General features: G+C 71.2%; 10 protein-coding genes. 9 read left to right on the forward strand and 1 reads right to left on the reverse strand.

Annotated features, from left to right (window positions below; translation table 11 throughout):
- Nucleotides 1-313 precede the first annotated feature (313 nt).
- Nucleotides 314-4,858: a glutamate synthase large subunit gene (gene gltB, locus ITX44_RS13590; protein WP_205357415.1), complete on the forward strand. Its 4,545-nt coding sequence runs from the start codon at nucleotides 314-316 to the stop codon at nucleotides 4,856-4,858.
- Nucleotides 4,851-6,314: a glutamate synthase subunit beta gene (locus ITX44_RS13595; RefSeq protein ID WP_205357416.1), complete on the forward strand. Its 1,464-nt coding sequence runs from the start codon at nucleotides 4,851-4,853 to the stop codon at nucleotides 6,312-6,314. Before gltB ends, ITX44_RS13595 begins: the two co-directional genes overlap by 8 nt.
- Before the next feature lie 341 nt (nucleotides 6,315-6,655).
- Here ITX44_RS13595 and ITX44_RS13600 read toward each other — a convergent pair whose 3' ends face one another.
- On the reverse strand, nucleotides 6,656-7,582 hold the full coding sequence (locus ITX44_RS13600) for a hypothetical protein (RefSeq protein ID WP_205357417.1): 927 nt from the start codon (nucleotides 7,580-7,582) through the stop codon (nucleotides 6,656-6,658).
- A gap of 137 nt (nucleotides 7,583-7,719) precedes the next feature.
- Here ITX44_RS13600 and pepN point away from each other — a divergent pair, with 137 nt between their 5' ends.
- The 7 genes from pepN (at nucleotide 7,720) to ITX44_RS13635 (ending at nucleotide 19,835) form a co-directional block, all read left to right on the forward strand.
- On the forward strand, nucleotides 7,720-10,233 hold the full coding sequence (gene pepN / locus ITX44_RS13605) for an aminopeptidase N (RefSeq protein WP_205357418.1): 2,514 nt from the start codon (nucleotides 7,720-7,722) through the stop codon (nucleotides 10,231-10,233).
- Between the two features lie 256 nt (nucleotides 10,234-10,489).
- Nucleotides 10,490-11,893 carry a pyridoxal phosphate-dependent decarboxylase family protein gene (locus ITX44_RS13610; RefSeq protein WP_205357587.1) on the forward strand — a complete coding sequence of 468 codons (1,404 nt, stop codon included), beginning with the start codon at nucleotides 10,490-10,492 and terminating at the stop codon, nucleotides 11,891-11,893.
- Nucleotides 11,894-12,024: 131 nt separating this feature from the next.
- Nucleotides 12,025-13,440 carry a lysine N(6)-hydroxylase/L-ornithine N(5)-oxygenase family protein gene (locus ITX44_RS13615; protein ID WP_205357588.1) on the forward strand — a complete coding sequence of 472 codons (1,416 nt, stop codon included), beginning with the start codon at nucleotides 12,025-12,027 and terminating at the stop codon, nucleotides 13,438-13,440.
- Nucleotides 13,441-13,591: 151 nt separating this feature from the next.
- Nucleotides 13,592-15,025, forward strand: a complete 1,434-nt coding sequence (gene pyk, locus ITX44_RS13620; protein ID WP_205357419.1) for a pyruvate kinase — start codon at nucleotides 13,592-13,594, stop codon at nucleotides 15,023-15,025.
- A gap of 619 nt (nucleotides 15,026-15,644) precedes the next feature.
- Nucleotides 15,645-16,889: a branched-chain amino acid ABC transporter substrate-binding protein gene (locus tag ITX44_RS13625; protein ID WP_205357589.1), complete on the forward strand. Its 1,245-nt coding sequence runs from the start codon at nucleotides 15,645-15,647 to the stop codon at nucleotides 16,887-16,889.
- Between the two features lie 122 nt (nucleotides 16,890-17,011).
- Nucleotides 17,012-17,941 (forward strand): branched-chain amino acid ABC transporter permease, encoded by a 930-nt coding sequence (locus ITX44_RS13630; RefSeq protein WP_205357420.1) that lies wholly within the window; start codon nucleotides 17,012-17,014, stop codon nucleotides 17,939-17,941.
- Nucleotides 17,942-17,948: 7 nt separating this feature from the next.
- A complete protein-coding gene (locus ITX44_RS13635) occupies nucleotides 17,949-19,835 on the forward strand; it encodes a branched-chain amino acid ABC transporter permease (RefSeq protein ID WP_205357421.1) in 1,887 nt (628 codons plus the stop codon).
- The last annotated feature ends 2 nt before the right edge of the window (nucleotides 19,836-19,837 follow it).

Below are 19,837 nucleotides of genomic sequence, written 5' to 3' on the forward strand. Positions count from 1 at the left end.
CCCGGGCCACAAGCCTTTATTTCCTTTTCGTTTCAGCTCCCGTCGCACGGGGCATCACTCCACGGCGCGCCGGCAGTGCAGCCGTGCCGCGCACACACACCGCCGGAATCATCCGCATACCCCCTGGGCCCGACCCTGGCCTGAACTGTTCGCTCCGAACCTCGGTAAGTCCACATGCTGGAATCGAGTATCCGCTTCTCGAACACTCCTCCATCATGTAACCTGCACGAAATCGCAGAGGGCCAGCGTCGTCCCTGTTGCGCATGCCTATGACAGGCGATGCATATCAGCCAATGACGACGACGGGAGAGCCATGCGTTCGCGTTCCGCGTTCATGGACGGGCACCCCGCCCCGCAGGGGATGTACGACCCCCGCAACGAGCACGACGCCTGCGGCGTCGGATTCGTGGCCACCCTCACCGGCGAGGCAAGCCATACGCTCGTGGAGCAGGCGCTCACCGTGCTGCGCAACCTGGAGCACCGGGGAGCCACCGGCGCCGAACCGGACTCCGGTGACGGCGCGGGCATCCTGCTCCAGATCCCGGACGCCTTCCTGCGCGAGGCGGTGGCCTTCGAGCTGCCCCCCGCCGGGCATTACGCGGCCGGTCTCGCCTTCCTGCCCGTCGAGCAGGAGGACCGCGGGAAGGCCGTGGACGCGATCGAGCGGATCGCCGCCGAGGAGGGCCTGACCGTCCTCGGCTGGCGCGAGGTCCCGGTCGGCCCCGACCTGCTGGGCACCACCGCCCGCTCCACCATGCCGTACTTCGCCCAGCTCTTCGTGGCCGACCGTGAGGGCCGCGCTTCCGGCATCGCGCTGGACCGGCCCGCCTTCGTGCTGCGCAAGCGCGCCGAGCGCGAGGCCGACGTGTACTTCCCGTCGCTGTCCGCGCGGACCATCGTCTACAAGGGCATGCTGACCACGGGGCAGCTCGAGCCGTTCTTCCCGGACCTGTCCGACCCGCGGTTCGCCACGGCCATCGCGCTGATCCACTCGCGGTTCTCCACCAACACCTTCCCGAGCTGGCCGCTGGCCCACCCGTACCGGTTCGTCGCGCACAACGGCGAGATCAACACCGTCAAGGGCAACCGCAACTGGATGCGGGCCCGCGAGTCGCAGCTGGCCAGCGAGCTGTTCGGCGGCGACCTGGAGCGGATCTTCCCGATCTGCACCCCCGGCGCCTCCGACACGGCCTCCTTCGACGAGGTGCTGGAACTGCTGCACCTCGGCGGCCGGTCGCTGCCGCACAGCGTGCTGATGATGATCCCCGAGGCGTGGGAGAACCACGACTCCATGGACCCGGCCCGGCACGCCTTCTACCGCTACCACTCCACCCTGATGGAGCCCTGGGACGGCCCGGCCTGCGTCACCTTCACCGACGGCTCGGTCGCCGGCGCCGTCCTGGACCGCAACGGCCTGCGCCCGGGCCGCTACTGGGTCACCGACGACGGCCTGGTCGTGCTCGCCTCCGAGTCCGGCGTCCTGGACATCGCCCCCGAGCGGATCGTCCGCAAGGGCCGGCTCCAGCCCGGCCGGATGTTCCTGGTCGACACCGTCTCGCACCGCATCGTCGAGGACGACGAGATCAAGGCCGGGATGGCCGCCCAGCACCCGTACGCGGACTGGCTGGACGCGGGCCTGATCCACCTGGCCGACCTGCCCGAGCGCGAGCACATCGTGCACACCCACGCCTCGGTCACCCGCCGTCAGCAGACCTTCGGCTACACCGAGGAGGAGCTGCGGGTCATCCTCGCGCCCATGGCCCGCACCGGAGCCGAGCCGATCGGCTCCATGGGTACGGATTCACCCATCGCCGCCCTGTCCGAGCGGCCGCGGCTGCTGTTCGACTACTTCGCCCAGCTGTTCGCGCAGGTCACCAACCCTCCGCTGGACGCCATCCGCGAGGAACTGGTCACCTCGCTGATCTCCACCATCGGCCCGTCCGGCAACCTGCTGGAACCGAGTCCGGCATCCTGCCGCAACATCGTGCTGCCGTTCCCGGTGATCGACAACGACGAGCTGGCCAAGCTCATCCACGTCAACGCCGACGGCGACCTGCCCGGCCTGAAGGCCGCCACCCTGTCCGGCCTGTACCGGGTCGCCGGCGGCGGCTCGGCGCTGGCCGCGCGGCTGGCCGAGATCTGCGCCGAGACCGACGTGGCGATCGAGGACGGCGCCCGGCTGATCGTGCTGTCCGACCGGCACTCCGACGCCGAGCACGCCCCGATCCCCTCGCTGCTGCTGACCTCCGCGGTCCACCACCACCTGATCCGTACCAAGCAGCGCACCCAGGTCGGCGTGCTGGTCGAGGCCGGCGACGTGCGCGAGGTGCACCACGTTGCGCTGCTGATCGGCTACGGCGCCGCGGCCGTCAACCCCTACCTGGCGATGGAGTCGGTCGAGGACCTGGTCCGGGCAGGAACCTTCCTGCCAGACGTCGACGCCGACGCGGCCATCAAGAACCTGATCAAGGCGCTCGGCAAGGGCGTGCTCAAGGTCATGTCCAAGATGGGCATCTCCACCGTCGCCTCCTACCGCGGCGCCCAGGTCTTCGAGGCCGTCGGCCTGGACAGCGACTTCGTCGACACGTACTTCCACCTCACCGACACCAAGATCGGCGGGGCCGGCATCGACGTGATCGCCCGCGAGGTCGCCCAGCGGCACGCCAAGGCCTACCCGCCCTCCGGCATCGCCGCGGCGCACCGCAGGCTGGAGATAGGCGGCGAGTACCAGTGGCGCCGCGAGGGCGAGCCGCACCTGTTCGACCCCGAGACGGTCTTCCGGCTCCAGCACGCCACCCGCACCCGGCGCTACGACATCTTCAAGCAGTACACCGACCGGGTGAACGAGCAGTCCGAGCGGCTGATGACGCTGCGCGGCCTGTTCCGGCTGGCCGGCGACCGCCCGGCCGTGCCGATCGACGAGGTCGAGCCGGTCGGTGAGATCGTCAAGCGGTTCTCCACCGGCGCGATGTCGTACGGCTCGATCTCCCGCGAGGCGCACGAGACGCTGGCCATCGCCATGAACCAGCTCGGCGGCAAGTCCAACACCGGCGAGGGCGGCGAGGACCCGGAGCGGCTGTACGACCCGGCCCGGCGCAGCGCGATCAAGCAGGTCGCCTCCGGCCGGTTCGGCGTCACCTCGGAGTACCTGGTCAACGCCGACGACATCCAGATCAAGATGGCCCAGGGCGCCAAGCCCGGCGAGGGCGGCCAGCTGCCCGGCCACAAGGTCTACCCGTGGGTGGCCGGCACCCGGCACTCCACGCCCGGCGTCGGCCTGATCTCCCCGCCGCCGCACCACGACATCTACTCCATCGAGGACCTCGCCCAGCTCATCCACGACCTGAAGAACGCCAACCCGCGGGCCCGCGTCCACGTGAAGCTGGTCTCCGAGGTCGGCGTCGGCACGGTCGCGGCCGGCGTGTCCAAGGCGCACGCCGACGTGGTGCTGATCTCCGGCCACGACGGCGGCACCGGAGCCTCCCCGCTGACCTCGCTCAAGCACGCCGGCGGCCCCTGGGAGCTGGGCCTGGCCGAGACCCAGCAGACCCTGCTGCTCAACGGGCTGCGCGACCGGATCGTCGTCCAGACCGACGGCCAGCTCAAGACCGGCCGCGACGTGGTGATCGCCGCCCTGCTGGGCGCCGAGGAGTTCGGCTTCGCCACCGCCCCGCTGGTGGTCTCCGGCTGCGTCATGATGCGGGTCTGTCACCTGGACACCTGTCCGGTGGGCGTGGCCACCCAGAACCCCGTGCTGCGCGACCGCTTCAACGGCAAGCCCGAGTTCGTGGTGAACTTCTTCGAGTTCATCGCCGAGGAGGTCCGCGAACTGCTCGCCGAGCTGGGCTTCCGCACCCTGGAGGAGGCCGTCGGCCACGCCGAGCTGATCGACGCCGGCCGGGCGATCGACCACTGGAAGGCGCAGGGCCTGGACCTGGCCCCGCTGCTGTACGTGCCCGAGCTGCCCGAGGGCGCCGTGCGGCACCGCATCACCGCGCAGGACCACGGCCTGGACAAGGCCCTGGACAACGAGCTGATCCGGCTCGCCGCCGAGGCGCTGGAGTCCGGCGCCCCGGTCCGCGCCCAGGTCCCGATCCGCAACGTCAACCGCACGGTCGGCACCATGCTCGGCCACGCGGTGACCAAGAAGTACGGCGGCGCGGGCCTGCCCGAGGACACGATCGACATCACCTTCACCGGTTCCGCGGGCCAGTCCTTCGGCGCCTTCCTGCCCCGTGGCATCACCCTGCGGCTGGAGGGCGACGCGAACGACTACGTCGGCAAGGGCCTGTCCGGCGGCCGGCTCGTGGTCCGGCCCGACCGGGCCGCCGCCCACCTGCCCGAGCAGTCCACCATCGCGGGCAACACCATCGCCTACGGCGCCACCGCCGGCGAGCTGTTCCTGCGCGGCCGCACCGGCGAGCGGTTCTGCGTCCGCAACTCCGGGGCCACCGTGGTCTCCGAGGGCGTCGGCGACCACGGCTGCGAGTACATGACCGGCGGCCGCGCCGTCGTCCTGGGCGCGACCGGCCGCAACTTCGCGGCGGGCATGTCCGGCGGCATCGCCTACGTGCTGGACCTGGACACGGCCGTGGTCAACCCCGGCATGGTCGGCATCGAGGCGCTGGACGCCGACGACATCACGTGGCTGCACGACGTGGTGCGCCGCCACTTCGAGGAGACCGGCTCCACCGTCGCCGAGGCGCTGCTCGCCGACTGGGGGACCGCCCTCACCCGCTTCGGCAAGATCATGCCGAGGGACTACAAGGCAGTGCTCGCCGCCAAGAACGCCGCCGAGCAGGCCGGGCTCTCCGAGTCCGAGACCACCGCGAAGATGATGGAGGCGGCAAATGGCTGACCCCAAGGGTTTCCTCACCACCCCCCGCGTCGCGGCGCCGGCCCGCCCGGTGGAGGAGCGCAAGCAGGACTGGCGCGAGGTCTACGTGCCCGGTGGTCTGCTGCCCCTGATCAGCAAGCAGGCCGGGCGCTGCATGGACTGCGGCATCCCGTTCTGCCACAACGGCTGCCCGCTGGGGAACCTGATCCCCGAGTGGAACGACTACGCCTACCGCGAGGACTGGCGGGCCGCCGCCGAGCGGCTGCACGCCACCAACAACTTCCCGGAGTTCACCGGGCGGCTGTGCCCGGCCCCCTGCGAGTCGGCGTGCGTGCTCGGCATCAACCAGCCCGCGGTGACCATCAAGAACGTCGAGGTCAGCATCATCGACAAGGCGTGGGACAGCGGCGACGTGACCCCGCAGCCGCCGGACCGGCTGTCCGGCAAGACGGTCGCCGTGATCGGCTCCGGCCCGGCCGGGCTCGCCGTCGCCCAGCAGCTCACCCGGGCCGGCCACACCGTCGCGGTCTACGAGCGGGCCGACCGCATCGGCGGGCTGCTGCGCTACGGCATCCCCGAGTTCAAGATGGAGAAGCGGCACATCAACCGGCGCATCGAGCAGATGCGCGCGGAGGGCACCAAGTTCCGCACCGGCGTGCAGATCGGCACCGACCTCGACGCCGCGCAGCTCACCCAGCGCTACGACGCGATGGTGATCGCCGCCGGCGCCACCCAGTGGCGCGACCTGCCGGTCGAGGGCCGCGACCTCAAGGGCATCTACCAGGCCATGGAGTACCTGCCGCTGTCCAACAAGGTGCAGGAGGGCGACTACGTGGCCCCGCCGATCACCGCGGAGGGCAAGCACGTGGTGGTCATCGGCGGCGGCGACACCGGCGCGGACTGCGTGGGCACCGCCCACCGCCAGGGCGCGCTGTCGGTCACCCAGCTGGAGATCATGCCGCGGCCCGGCGACGACCGGCCCACGCACCAGCCCTGGCCCACCATGCCCCAGGTCTACAAGGTCACCTCCGCCCACGAGGAGGGCGGCGAACGCCTCTACTCGGTCAACACCCTGCGCTTCACCGGTGACGCCGAGGGCCACGTCCGCGAGCTGCACCTGGTCGAGGTCGTCTTCGAGGGCGGCACGTTCGTCCCCCAGGAGGGCACCGAACGCGTCATCCCCGCCGACCTGGTCACCCTCGCCATGGGCTTCACCGGCACCGACCGGTCCAACGGCCTGATCGAACAGCTCGGCCTGGAGCTCGACGCCCGCGGCAACATCGCCCGCGACGCATCCTTCGCCACCAACGTCCCCGGCGTCTTCGTCGCCGGTGACGCCGGCCGCGGCCAGTCCCTCATCGTCTGGGCCATCGCCGAGGGCCGCTCCGCCGCCAAGGCCGTCGACCAGTACCTCACGGGCATCCCCTCGGCCCTGCCCGCCCCCATCCGCCCGACCGACCGCCCCCTGACCGTCTGACGGTCACCCCCCAACGTCCCGCACAACGGTGTGCGGAACGCAGTAACACCGCAGCGCTCGCCCATCCCCGACCAAGGGGGCGAGCGCTGCACCTTTTTTCCACACCGGACGGGGGCACCGCCGCGGGCGGCGGCAGGCCCGGAATACTCAGGGGCGCGAGGAACTGCGCGACAAGCCACCACCGTGGCGCGGGTTGTCACTGGCCCGAAGGGGCAGTTGCTGTCGTGTCCGGGCCACCGGCCGGTGGCTGGGGGTACCCCCAGGCGAAGCTCTGGGGGAGCTCGCGCCCACGCGGCGTCAGCCGCAAATTCAACGCAGCCCCGCGCCCCTTCGGGGCACTCCTACGTATCGCACTCCAGCGTGGAGAAGCAGAGCGTGCACCTCGCCCGCACCTTTCCCCGGCATGGCAGCCGCAGGCGCTGGTGGCAGGTCGGGCAGGGGAAGGAGACGCGGACCGTACCGTCGGGGGCGCGGTGGAACTCGTAATCAGGGCCGCCGGCGAGTGCGCGCCGGTCCTTGAGGTAGCGGCGGCGCGCCCCCCAGCCCGCGGCGGCGAGAGGGGGACGCCGGAGGTCGAGGCGGGCCCGTTCCAGGCCCGCCCGGTAGGAATCGCGCGCCTGGGCGCTGCGGAACCACGGCTCGACGTCGTCGCCGAAGGCGAACGCCCGCTTGGCGAGCACGTAGCCGAACTCCTCGGGGGTGAGGTAGCCGAGCTTGTAGGCGGCCATCATCAGCCGGTCGCCGCGGATCGCGGCCTCCTCGCGGTAGGCGTCGAGCAGCAGCCAGCCCGCGCCCAGGTACGCCGACACGGTGTCGGTGAGGATCTCGTTGTCGCGGGTGCCGCGGAACTCCAGGCCGAGCCGGTGCAGCCAGACGTGCATCACCTCGTGCGCGAGGGCCGCGCCCACGTCCCGCCGGTCGGTGCGGAACCGGGCGTGCAGCTCGACGAAGTACTCCGGGCCGGCGGCCAGTTCGACGTTGCCGGCGTGCACCATGTCGCGGAAGCTGATCACCATCCGGGCGTCCGGCAGCCGGAAGTGCTGCACCATGGCCCGGGCCACCCGCTGCGCGCCGAGATACACGTCCTCGTCGTCGGGGAAGTCCACCAGCTCGGGCCGCACACTGGTGACGTACTGGGCCACCCCGTCGGCGGACAGCCGCCGGTAGAGCGCCGTGAGCGCGGCCTGCACGGTCTCCAGGTGCGGAAACCCGTGCACGATCGGACCGCCGCCCGCGGCCGGTGCACCGGGCTCGGCCGGCTCGGCCATGACACCTCCCCGAGGCTCCCCGTGGCTTACGAGCGTAACGGCCCCGGCCCGCGCGCGCTCCGTGCTCGCGGCACCCGGTGATCGCCGGGCGCTGAATCCGTTCCCCCGCCGCGGTGACGTGGGGCAACATGAACGTCATGCCTGCTCTGAACCGCGCCGAGGCCGAGACCCGCGCCCGCGACCTGACCGTCCAGACCTATTCGCTCGACCTCGACCTGACCCGAGGCGAGGAGGTCTTCGGCTCGACCACGGTGATCCGGTTCACCGCGCTGCGCGACTGCGACACCTTCTCCGAGGTGCGCCCGGCGACCCTGCACCGGGCGGTGCTGGACGGCCGCGAGCTCGACCCCGCCCTGCTCGACGACGGCCGGCTGCCGCTGACCGGCCTCGCCGCGGGCCCGCACGAGCTGCTGGTCGAGGCGGACATGGCGTACTCGCACACCGGCGAGGGCATGCACCGCTTCACCGACCCCGCGGACGGCGAAACGTATCTCTACACCCAGCTCTTCATGAACGACGTGCAGCGCGTCGCCGCTGTCTTCGACCAGCCCGACCTCAAGGCGGTCTTCGAGGTCACGGTGACCGCGCCCGAGGAGTGGACCGTGCTGGGCAACTCGGTGGCCGAGCGCACCGCCCCGGGCCGCTGGCGGATGGCGCCCACCCCGCTGATCTCCACGTACCTGCTGGCGGTCGCGGCCGGACCGTTCCACTCGGTGCGCACCGAGCACGCCGGGCTGCCGTTCGGCCTGCACGTACGGCGTTCGCTGGGGGAGCACCTGGACCGCGACGCCGGCGAGCTGCTCGACGTCACCCGGCGCTGCTTCGACCGCTACCACGAGCTGTTCGCCGAGCCGTACCCCTTCGACTCCTACGACCAGGCGTTCGTGCCCGAGTTCAACGTGGGCGCCATGGAGAACCCGGGCCTGGTCACGCTGCGCGACGACTTCATCCCGCGCTCCGCAGCCACCCCCACCGAACTGCTCTTCCGGGCCGTCGTCGTCGCGCACGAGATGGCCCACATGTGGTTCGGCAACCTGGTGACGCTGCGCTGGTGGGACGACATCTGGCTGAACGAGTCCTTCGCCGAGTACATGGGCTACCAGGTGCTCACCGAGGTCACCGAGATGACCGGCACCTGGACCGACTTCGCGGTCGTCCGCAAGGCGTGGGGCACCGACGCGGACCAGCGGCCCTCCACCCACCCGGTCGCCCCCGACCCCGAGCAGGTGCCCGACACCGCGTCCGCGCTCAACAACTTCGACGGCATCTCCTACGCCAAGGGCGCCTCCGCGCTGCGCCAGCTCGTCGCCTGGCTCGGCCGCGACGAGTTCCTGGCCGGCATCAACGAGCACTTCGCCCGGCACCGGTTCGGCAACGCCACCCTCGCCGACTTCATCGACTCCGTGGCCGCCGGCACCGAACGCGACGTGCACGCCTGGGCCGACGCCTGGCTGCGCACCAGCGGCCCCGACACCCTCACCGCGACCGCCTCGCCCGCGCCCGCCGGCTGGCGGCTCGAGGTCGGCCACCAGGGCGGCCGGCCGCACCGCATCGGCATCGGGCTGTACGACAGGGCGGCCGCCGACCCCGGCGCACTGGTGCTGCGCGAGCGGATCACCATGGACATAGCCGCCACGGCGGTGGTCGAGAAGCGCGAACTGGACGGCCCCCGGCCGGACGTGGTGCTGCTCAACGACGGCGACCTGTCGTACACCAAGATCCGCTTCGACGAGCGCTCCTGGGAGACCCTGGCCGACACCCTCGGCGGCGTGCCCGACCCGCTGAACCGCGCGGTCGCCTGGAACGCCGCCCGTGACCTGGTGCGCGACGCCCGCATCGCGCCCGGCGACTACCTCGGCCTGGTCGACCGGCACCTGCCCGGCGAGAGCGACCCCGCGATCGTCGAGGGCGTGCTCAAATTCGCCCGGACCGTGATCGCCGATCAGTTCCTCGCCCCCGGCCCGCGCGCCGACGCGCTCGCCCTGCTCTCCCGGGCCACCCGCGCCCTGCTGGCCACCGGCGGCGATCTCACCGCCCTCGCCGCCACCCGCGTCCTCGTCGACAGCGCGGTCGGCTCCGCCGGTGACCAGGACGTGGCGGACCTGCGTACCTGGTACGACACCGGCGCCATCCCCGGCGGCCCCGCCGTCGACGGCGAACTGCGCTGGCGGCTCCTGCTGCGGCTCACCGTCCTCGGGCACGCCGACGCCAAGGACATCGACGCGGAACTCGCCCGCGACCCCAGCGCCAAGGGGCGCGAGGGCGCCGCCCGCTGCCGTGCGGCTCTGCCTCACCCCGACACCAAGCGCGCCGCCTACGACGCACTCCTCCACGACGACTCGCTCTCCAACTACCTCTTCGTCGCCACCGCCCAGGGCTTCTGGCAGCCCGAGCACGAAGATCTTGTCTCCTCCTACGTCGAGCCCTTCTTCCCCGACGCGATCGCCCTCGCCGCCCGCCGCGGCCCCGCCATCGCCGACGCCCTCGGCCGCTACGCGTTTCCCTCGATCGTCGATCAGCGCGTGCTCACTCTGGGGCGCGAGGCCCTCGACGGTGAGGTCGCGCCCATTCCTGCGGTGCAGCGTGCGTTTGCGGATCGCCTTGACGATTTGTCCCGCGCACTGCGTGTTCGGGCTGCGCAGGGAGCTTGACGGCTGCGCGCCGGGTTCGCCCGGAGTAGCCAGGGGCGCGGGGAACTGCGCGAGCAACCCACTACCGTGGCGCGGGTCGTCACCGCCCCAAAGGGGCAGTTGCTGTCGTCTCCGGACCACCGGCCGGTGGCCGGCTGAGCGCGCAGTTCCCCGCGCCCCTGCGGGGCGCTCCCGGCGAACCCTCATCCGTACCTAAAAGGGCCACTCCTCGTTGGACAAGGGCAACGTTCGTACGCCCGGGGAGGACGAGGTCGAGGTGGAGGTGGAGGCACGGGGCGGCGCGAGCGCGTTGGCCGGGGGCCGGCAAGGGGCGGAGGACGTACGCCCGTTCGTGGAAACGGTTCTGGCCGCCCTGGCGGAAGGGGCGCGGAAGCGCAACGGCCCTGTCCCGGCCGGGGGACCGCAGGCGGTCGCCGCAGCCGTGGCAGCGGCTGCGCCGGAGGTGCTGCCCGCCCGGGGAACGGGCGGGCAGGAGGCGCTGTACACGCTGGTGCACGTGATGGCCGCGGGAGCGGCGGACCCGGCGGACCCGGCGTGCGCGGCGCACCTGCACGGGCCGCCGCTGGCGGTGGCGGCGGCGGCCGATCTGGCCGCGTCGGTGCTGAATCCGTCGCTGGACTCGTGGGACCAGGCGCCGGCGGCGAGCGAGCTGGAGGCGAGGGTCGGCGCGGAGCTGGCCCGGCTGGTGTTCCCGGATCTGCCGATGCCGGACGCGCTGGTGACCACGGGAGGCACCGAGTCCAATCAGCTCGCGCTGCTGCTGGCCCGGGAGCGGGCGGCGGGCGGGCCGCGGGTGCAGGTGGTGTGCGGGGCGAACGCCCACCACAGTGTGCTGCGCGCGGCGTGGCTGCTCGGGTTGCCCCAGCCGGTGGTGCTGGACACGCCCGCCGGTGTGCTGGACCCGGCCGCGGTGGACCGGGCGCTGTCCGGACTGCCCGGGCGCGCCCTGGTGGTGGCGACCGCGGGGACCACGGACACCGGGCAGGTCGATCCGCTCCCGGACATCGCCCGGGCCGCGGCGGGTCACGGCGCGGAGCTGCACGTGGACGCCGCGTACGGCGGGCCGCTGCTGTTCAGCCGCCGCGCCGCCCCTGCGCTCGACGGGCTCCAGTCGGCGGTCTCCGTCACCGTGGACCTGCACAAGCTCGGCTGGCAGCCGGTCGCCGCCGGGCTGCTCGCCGTACCCGACCGGGCCGCGCTGCGCCCGCTGGACCACCGGGCCGACTATCTGAACGCCGCCGACGACACCGAGGCCGGGCTGCCCGATCTGCTCGGCCGGTCGCTGCGCACCACCCGCCGCCCCGACGTCCTCAAGATCGCCGTCACCCTGCGCGCCCTCGGCCGCGACGGCATGGCCGCCCTGGTGGACGCCGTGTGCGAGCTGGCCCGGCAGCTCGCCGACCGGATCGAGGACCACCCGGACCTGGTTCTGTACGCGCCGCCGGTGATCAGCACGGTCCTGTTCCGCCCGGCCGTCGCCACCGACGAGGAGGTGGCCGCGCTGCGCCGCCGGCTGCTCGTCGAGGGCCGGGCCGTGCTCGGCCGGGCCCGGGCCGGCGGCCGGCTCTGGCTCAAGGCCACCCTGCTCAACCCGCACACCCGCGCCGACCACCTCGACGCACTGCTCACGCTCACCACGGAAGGCACCACCCGCGCATGACCGCCCCCGAGACGTCCGGGCCGCTCGACTCCACCGCCGACGCAACAGCCGCTGCCGACGCCACCGCCACGAGCGGCGGCCGCACGACCGGCACCACCCCCGGCGCCCCGGCGACGGAACCGGCCGAGCCCATGGAGCCCATAGAGCCGGTGGAGCCCGACGCCGACCGCGCGCTGGACCTGCTCGGCATCGGCCTCGGCCCGTTCAACCTGTCGCTCGCCGCCCTGGCCGACGCGGTCCCCGGCCTGACCACCGCCTTCTACGACCAGCGCCCGGACTTCCACTGGCACCCCGGCCTGCTCATCGACGGCGCCACCCTCCAAGTGCCCTTCCTCGCCGACCTGGTCACCCTCGCCGACCCGGGCAGCCGCTGGTCGTTCCTGAGCTGGCTCAAGTCCCGCGAGCGGCTGTTCCCCTTCTACTTCGCCGAGCGCTTCCACGTGCACCGCGCCGAGTTCGACGCCTACTGCCGGTGGGTCGCGCGGTCGCTGCCGAGCACGTACTTCGGCCGCCAGGTGGACAGCGTGCGGTGGAACCCGGCGCACGGCCACTTCGAGGTGGACCACACCCGGCTCGACCCGCACGGCGAGGCCGAGGCGCTGGGCCGTACCTGCGCCCGGCACCTGGCGATCGGCACCGGCAGCGCGCCGTACGTCCCGGAACCGCTGCGCCCGCTCGCCGAGACCCCCGCGGCGCCGGTGGTGCACTCCGCCCACTACCTCGACCACCGCGAGCGGCTGCTGGCCGCCGATCACATCACGGTGATCGGCTCCGGGCAGTCCGGCGCCGAGGTCTTCCTGGACCTGCTGCGGGCCCGCCCGGCCGGACGCGAGCGGCTGACCTGGCTGGCCCGCAGCCCCGCGTTCGCGCCCATGGAGTACAGCAAGCTGGGCCTGGAGCACTTCACCCCGGACTACACCCGCTATTTCCAGGGCCTGGCCGACCCGGTGCGGGACCGCCTGGTGCCCGCGCAGTGGCAGCTCCACAAGGGCATCGACACCGAGACGATCACCGCGATCTTCGACGAGCTGTACCGCCGCACCCTGGACGGCGGCTGGCCCGACGCGGTGCTCACCCCGGGGGTGACGGTGCGCACCGCCGGCCGGCTGGGCAGCCACGGCGTCGAACTGCACCTGGAACACACCGAGCAGGGCGGCCGTACCCGGCTGGTCACCGGGGCGGTGGTGCTGGCCACCGGATACCGGGAGCGTCCGCTGGAGCCGCTGCTCGCCCCGGTCCGGTCGTATCTGCGGCGGGACGCGGCGGGCCGGCCGCTGGTTGACGGCCGGGGCCGGCTGGAGCTGGACCGGTCCGTGACCGGGCGGATCTACGTGCTCAGCCCCAGCCGGTACAGCCACGGTGTCGGCGCCCCCGACCTCGGGCTGGCCGCCTGGCGGTCGGCGTCGGCGCTCAACGACCTGACCGGCCTGCTGACCGGGACCGAGCACTACCCCCTGCCGGCCCGGACCGCCTTCACCAGCTTCGGTCTGGACCCCGGCGCGGACCGCAGTTCGAACGGAGTTCCGGTGGGCACGGCACGCCGGTAGGGACCGCTCCCCACCACGGAGGATGACCGCAATCGCTCATCCGAGCAGGAGACCGATCATTCGATACTTGTCAACAAGCGTTAATGCAGACGTCGTTGGACTGTTGACGTCACCGTGCTCTCTACCAACGAGTAAGTCATACGCTCGATACATGCGCCGAGCCAAAATCGTCTGCACCCTGGGACCCGCCACCGAGTCCTACGACCAGATCAAGGCACTGGTCGAGGCCGGAATGGACGTGGCCCGCCTCAACCTGAGCCACGGTACGTACGCTGAGCACGAGGACCGCTACCGAAGGGTCCGCAAGGCCTCCGACGAGACCGGCCGCAGTGTGGGCATCCTGGTCGACCTTCAGGGTCCGAAGATCAGGCTCGGCCGATTCGCCGAGGGTCCCGTACTCCTTGAACGCGGCGACGAGTTCACCATCACGGTGGACGACATCGAGGGTGACCAGCAGATCTGCGGCACCACGTACAAGGGCCTGGCGGCCGACGTGGCCCGCGGCGAGCGGATCCTGGTGGACGACGGCCGGGTGACCCTGGAGGTCACCGACGTCGAGGGACCGCGCGTGCACACCATGGTCATCGAGGGCGGCATGGTCTCCGACCACAAGGGCCTCAACCTCCCCGGTGTCGCCGTCTCCGTGCCCGCCCTGTCCGAGAAGGACATCCGCGACCTGCGCTGGGGTCTGCGGATCGGGGCCGATGTCATCGCCCTGTCCTTCGTCCGCTCCGGACGGGACATGGAGGACGTGCTGCGGATCATGGAGGAGGAGGAGCGCCGGGTCCCGGTCATCGCCAAGATCGAGAAGCCGCAGGCCGTCGACAACCTCGCCGAGATCGTGGACGCCTTCGACGGCATCATGGTCGCCCGCGGCGACCTGGGCGTCGAGATGCCGCTGGAGCAGGTGCCGATCGTCCAGAAGCGTGCCGTCAAGCTCGCCAAGCGCAACGCCAAGCCGGTGATCGTCGCCACCCAGATGCTCGACTCGATGGTGGACAACTCCCGCCCCACCCGTGCCGAGGCCAGCGACGTGGCCAACGCGGTGATGGACGGCACCGACGCGGTGATGCTCTCCGGCGAGACCAGCGTCGGCAAGCACCCCATCGAGACCGTCAAGGTGATGTCCCGGATCGTGGCCGCCGCCGAGGAGGACATCCTCGCCGCCGGCCTGCCGCCGCTGACCGAGCGGAACAAGCCGCGCACCCAGGGCGGCGCCGTCGCCCGCGCGGCCGCCGAGATCGGTGACTTCCTCGGCGCCCGCTTCCTGGTGGCCTTCACCCAGTCCGGCGACACCGTGCGCCGGCTGTCCCGCTACCGCTCGCCGATCCCGGTGCTCGCCTTCACCCCGGAGCCGGCCACCCGCTCCCAGCTCAACCTGACCTGGGGCGTGGAGACCTTCCTCGGCCCGATGGTGCAGACCACCGACGAGATGGTGCAGCAGGTGGACGAGGAACTGCTGCGCATCGGCCGGTGCAAGAAGGGCGACGTGGTGATCATCACCGCCGGCTCGCCGCCCGGGATGCCCGGTACCACCAACATGGTCCGGGTCCACCGCATCGGTGAGGACGACCTGTCCAGGTGACGCGAACCGCCGCAACATTGCGGTCCGCGCGGCGGTAATGCGTATACGCAATTTTGGTCCTGACCCCCGTTCGGCGAGTGCCGGACGGGGGTCCTGCTTTACCCGCGCGGGGGCACCGCGGGAACTGCCGGACGACCCGAGCGCGTAGTCGGCGCGGAAGAAAAGCAGCAGCAATTAACGCTGTGTAACCCGCACGCAATAACCATTCGTTCCACGGTACGAGCGGCGCCCGGCCCGGCAGGCGCGCCCCTTAATCCCGGCAATCCCGGGCTTGCCGGTGCCCTCGGCAACAGCCTCGGCCGGTCCGCCGACGGCCTGCTGACGTGAGGTGCACCGGGTCTCCGGCGGGTGGTCCGGAAGTGCGCATTCCCGGATCCGGTCGGCGCCGCAAAGCGCCCAAAAGCCGCTGCGAACCTCAGTAGAAGCTCAAGAGTTTCCGTTCGGGATAACAAGAACATCACACTCTTCTTCACCCCTCTGCCTTGACCACCCCCTCGCGCCTAGAGTCACGGCCAGTCACCGCGCCACCGGATTTGTGCGTTCGGGTTCCGGACGGTGGCTCGGCCGCTCAGTAGTGACGGCCGTCCAGGGGAAAGGACCGATCGTGCAACACCGCTCCTTGCTGATTCTTACCTCCGTGCTTGCCACGGGAGCTCTCACCCTCACCGCCTGCGGCTCGCGCAGCAACGACAACAAGAGCAACGGCGGCGGTGGGTCCTCCAGCTCCTCCTCCAGCAACACCACCGTGGTCATCGGCGTCGACGCGCCGCTCACCGGCGCCAACTCCGCCACCGGCCTCGGCATCCAGTACGGCGTGCAGATCGCGGTGGACGACGCCAACGCCAAGAACCTCGTGCCCGGCGTGACCTTCAAGGTCAAGGCGCTGGACGACAAGGCGCAGCCGGCCACCGGCCAGCAGAACGCCACCGCGCTGGTCGCCGACAACAGCGTGATCGCCGCCATCGGCCCGCTCAACTCCGGTGTCGCGCAGTCGATGCAGCAGGTCTTCGCCTCGGCCAACATGGTCGAGATCTCGCCGTCGAACACCAACCCCACCCTGACCCAGGGCAAGGACTGGGCGACCGGCAACAAGGTCCGCGCGTTCAAGACCTACTTCCGCACCGCCACCACCGACGCCCTGCAGGGCGGCTTCGCGGCCGACTACGCGTACAACACCCTGAAGAAGAAGGACGCGTTCGTCGTCGACGACAAGCAGACCTACGGCGCGGGCCTCGCGGGCATCTTCAAGGGGAAGTTCAGCGGCCTCGGCGGCAAGATCGCCGGCACCGACCACGTGAACACCGGTGACACCGACTACTCCACCCTCGTCACCAAGATCAAGAACTCGCACGCCGACATGCTCTACTACGGCGGCCAGTACGACGAGTCGGAGCTGATCACCAAGCAGCTCAAGGCGGCCGGCGTCAACATCCCGCTGATGGGCGGCGACGGCATGTTCTCCGACACCTACATCAAGACCGCCGGCAAGGCCGCCGAGGGCGACCTGGCCACCTCGGTCGGCGTCCCGGTCACCACGCTGCCGGCCGCCAAGGACTTCATCAGCACCTACAAGTCCAAGGGCTACCCCGGTGACTACGGCACCTACGGCGGTTACTCCTACGACGCCGCCACCGCCGTCATCAAGGGCGTCAAGGCGATCATGGACGCCAACAGCAACAAGCTGCCGGCCATGACCGACGCCCGCTCGCAGCTCGTGGACGCCGTCCAGAAGAGCGACTTCGACGGCATCGCCGGTCACGTCTCCTTCGACCAGTACGGCGACACCACCAACAAGCAGCTGACCGTCTACCAGGTCAAGAGCGGCGCCTGGGCGCCGGTCAAGAGCGGTACCTACAACGGCTGACGCTCCCCCCGCACCACCCGGGCCGCGCGGCGGGGACACCCCACCGCGCGGCCCTGCCGCTTCAAGCGTCGATCCTCTGTCCCCTGCCCCCCCTGCCCCCCCAGCGACATGGAGGCCATGCGGTGCACACTTTGCCGCAACAGCTGGCCAATGGGCTGTTCATCGGCTCAATGTACGGGCTCATCGCCATCGGCTACACGATGGTGTACGGCATCGTCCAGCTCATCAACTTCGCCCACGGCGAGATCTACATGACCGGGGCCTTCGGCGCCCTCGCGGTCTACACCAATCTCCCCAGCGGCACGTCCATCTGGCTCGCGCTCCCCCTCATGCTGATCGGCGGCGGCATCGTGTCCGTGCTGATCGCGGTGGGAGCGGAGCGGTTCGCCTACCGGCCGCTGCGCAACGCGCCCCGGCTGGCCCCGCTCATCACCGCCATCGGCCTCTCCCTCGCACTCCAGCAGGCGGTCTTCCTCTGGTACCCGGGCGGCGACAACGGCAAGCGGTTTCCCCAACTGCCCGGCGGCCCCTACCACATCGGCTCGGTCGACATCCAGAGCGGTGACATCTTCCTGATCGTCGCCGCCGTGGTGTGCATGGTCGCGCTGGCCACCTTCGTGCGCACCAGCCGCACCGGCCGGGCCATGCAGGCCACCGCCCAGGACCCGGACACCGCGCAGCTCATGGGCATCGACACCAACCGGATCATCGTGATCGCCTTCGCCATCGGCGGCTTCTTCGCCGCCGTGGCCGGTGTCGCGTCCGGCCTGAAATACGGTCAGGTCAAGTTCGACATCGGCTTCCAGGCCGGCCTGAAGGCCTTCACCGCCGCCGTCCTCGGCGGCATCGGCAACATCTACGGAGCCATGCTCGGCGGTCTCGTCCTCGGTATCGCCGAGTCGTGCGCGTCCGCCTACATCTCCAACATCCCGGGCATGGAACAGCTCGGCGGCGGCGGCTGGGCCAACGTATGGGCCTTCGTCCTGCTGATCGTCGTCCTGCTGGTGCGGCCGCAGGGCCTGCTCGGCGAGCGTGTCGCGGACAGGGCGTGATCACCACATGACCGACATCCCCATCACCACGGCCGAAGCCGTCGTCCAGGCCCGGAGCGACGCCCACCGGGCGGCCCCGTTCGTTCCGCTGCCCCCGGCCGCCGCGCGCCTGGTCACCCTGGCCGGCGTGGTCGTCACCGTGGCGTCCACCTTCATGTCGTGGACGTACACCACCGAGTTCCCCGGCGACCTGACCGTCAGCGGCTACCCGGGCGGCCTCCAGGTCCTCACCCTGATCGGCGCCATCCTCACCGGCGTGATCGCGCTGGGCGCCTTCCGGGTCAAGGGACTTGCCTGGCTGAACCCGAGCCGGTCCAACAACGGCGTGCTGCTGCTGGCCCTGGGCACCCTCGGCACCACCTGGTACACCGTCATCGACATCGCCGCCAAGCTCGGCGGCATGGCCAACCTCGACCCCGGCGGCTTCGTCGCCGCCATCGGCAGCCTGCTGCTGTTCGCCGGCGCCCTCGCGCTGCCCATCGACCGGCACCCGGTCGAGCCCGCCGACGCCGAGTACTTCGAACTCGGCCGGCTGTCCGGCAACGGGCCCACCGTCGGCGCCTACCGCTGGCTGCGCGAGGCCCGGCTCAACCACAGCGACCTGCCGGTGGGCGACGCCCGCCGGCTCAACCCCTGGCTCCAGCGGCTGGCCGTGGTCGTCGTCTACGCGGTCGGGGTGAAGATCTTCACCTACGGTGTCGCCACGAACTACAGCGACATCTTCATCGGCTACCTGATCGTGGTCTCCTTCGGCTTCCTGGGCCTGGGCGCCACCGGCCTGCTGCGCCAGTTCCGGCAGATCACCCAGCACAACCGCCGGTTCTCCACCGCGATCGGCGTGCTGGCCGCGGTCGCGTACCCCTTCGCCCAGAACAACGAGCACTGGGCCAACCTCGGGGTGAGCATCCTCATCGTGGGCACGGTCGCGCTCGGCCTGAACATCGTGGTCGGCCTGACCGGCCTGCTCGACCTCGGTTACGTCGCCTTCCTCGGCGTCGGCGCCTACACCGCGGCCCTGGTCTCCGGTTCCCAGTTCTCCATCTGGTCCGGCACCCAGTTCCCGTTCTGGGCCGCCGCCCTGGCCGGCATGGTCGTCGCCTGCATCTTCGGCGTCCTCATCGGCGCCCCCACGCTGCGGCTGCGCGGTGACTACCTGGCCATCGTCACCCTCGGCTTCGGAGAGATCTTCCGTATCGTCGTCCGCAACCTCGACGGCGTCTCCGGCCCGAAGGTCACCAACGGCCCCAACGGCATCGCGCAGATCCCGGACGTGTCGATCTTCGGCTACAACCTGGGCGACCAGCACTCCTTCGGGTCCTTCACCCTGGGCCGGTTCGCCAACTACTACCTGCTGATGCTGGTCATCACCCTCATCGTGGTGCTGGTCTTCACCCGTGCCGCCGACTCCCGGATCGGCCGGTCCTGGATCGCCATCCGGGAGGACGAGATCGCCGCCACCGCCATGGGCATCAACGGCTTCCGGGTCAAGCTGGTCGCCTTCGCCCTCGGCGCCTCGCTGGCCGGCCTGGCCGGCACCGTCTTCGCCCACGTGACCAACAGCGTGGTGCCCGACCCGTACGTGTTCTCCGGGTCGGTGCCGCCCAACTCCGCCTTCCTGCTGGCCGCGGTCGTCCTCGGCGGCATGGGTACGGTCAGCGGTCCGATCCTGGGCGCGGCGCTGCTCTACCTCATCCCCGCGAAGCTGGACTTCCTGGCCCGGTACGAGCTGCTGGCCTTCGGTCTCGCGCTGATCCTCATCATGCGCTTCCGGCCCGAGGGCATCATCCCCAACCGGCGCCGCCAGCTCGAATTCCACGAAGACGCCGCCACGGCGTCCGACCAGCCCGGCACCCCCGGCGACGACACCGTCCCGGTCGGCGCGGCAGGGGCGTGAGG

This window comes from Actinacidiphila acididurans, from assembly GCF_016918855.1.
Classification (GTDB): domain Bacteria; phylum Actinomycetota; class Actinomycetes; order Streptomycetales; family Streptomycetaceae; genus Actinacidiphila; species Actinacidiphila acididurans.

Excerpts from the sequence above, each read along its gene's own strand:
- pepN (WP_205357418.1), top strand. The coding sequence starts at position 7,720 with ATGCCTGCTCTGAACCGCGCCGAGGCCGAGACCCGCGCCCGCGACCTG.
- ITX44_RS13595 (WP_205357416.1), top strand. The coding sequence starts at position 4,851 with ATGGCTGACCCCAAGGGTTTCCTCACCACCCCCCGCGTCGCGGCGCCG.
- pyk (WP_205357419.1), top strand. The coding sequence starts at position 13,592 with ATGCGCCGAGCCAAAATCGTCTGCACCCTGGGACCCGCCACCGAGTCC.
- ITX44_RS13600 (WP_205357417.1), bottom strand. The coding sequence starts at position 7,582 with ATGGCCGAGCCGGCCGAGCCCGGTGCACCGGCCGCGGGCGGCGGTCCG.
- ITX44_RS13635 (WP_205357421.1), top strand. The coding sequence starts at position 17,949 with ATGACCGACATCCCCATCACCACGGCCGAAGCCGTCGTCCAGGCCCGG.
- gltB (WP_205357415.1), top strand. The coding sequence starts at position 314 with ATGCGTTCGCGTTCCGCGTTCATGGACGGGCACCCCGCCCCGCAGGGG.
- ITX44_RS13615 (WP_205357588.1), top strand. The coding sequence starts at position 12,025 with ATGGAGCCCATAGAGCCGGTGGAGCCCGACGCCGACCGCGCGCTGGAC.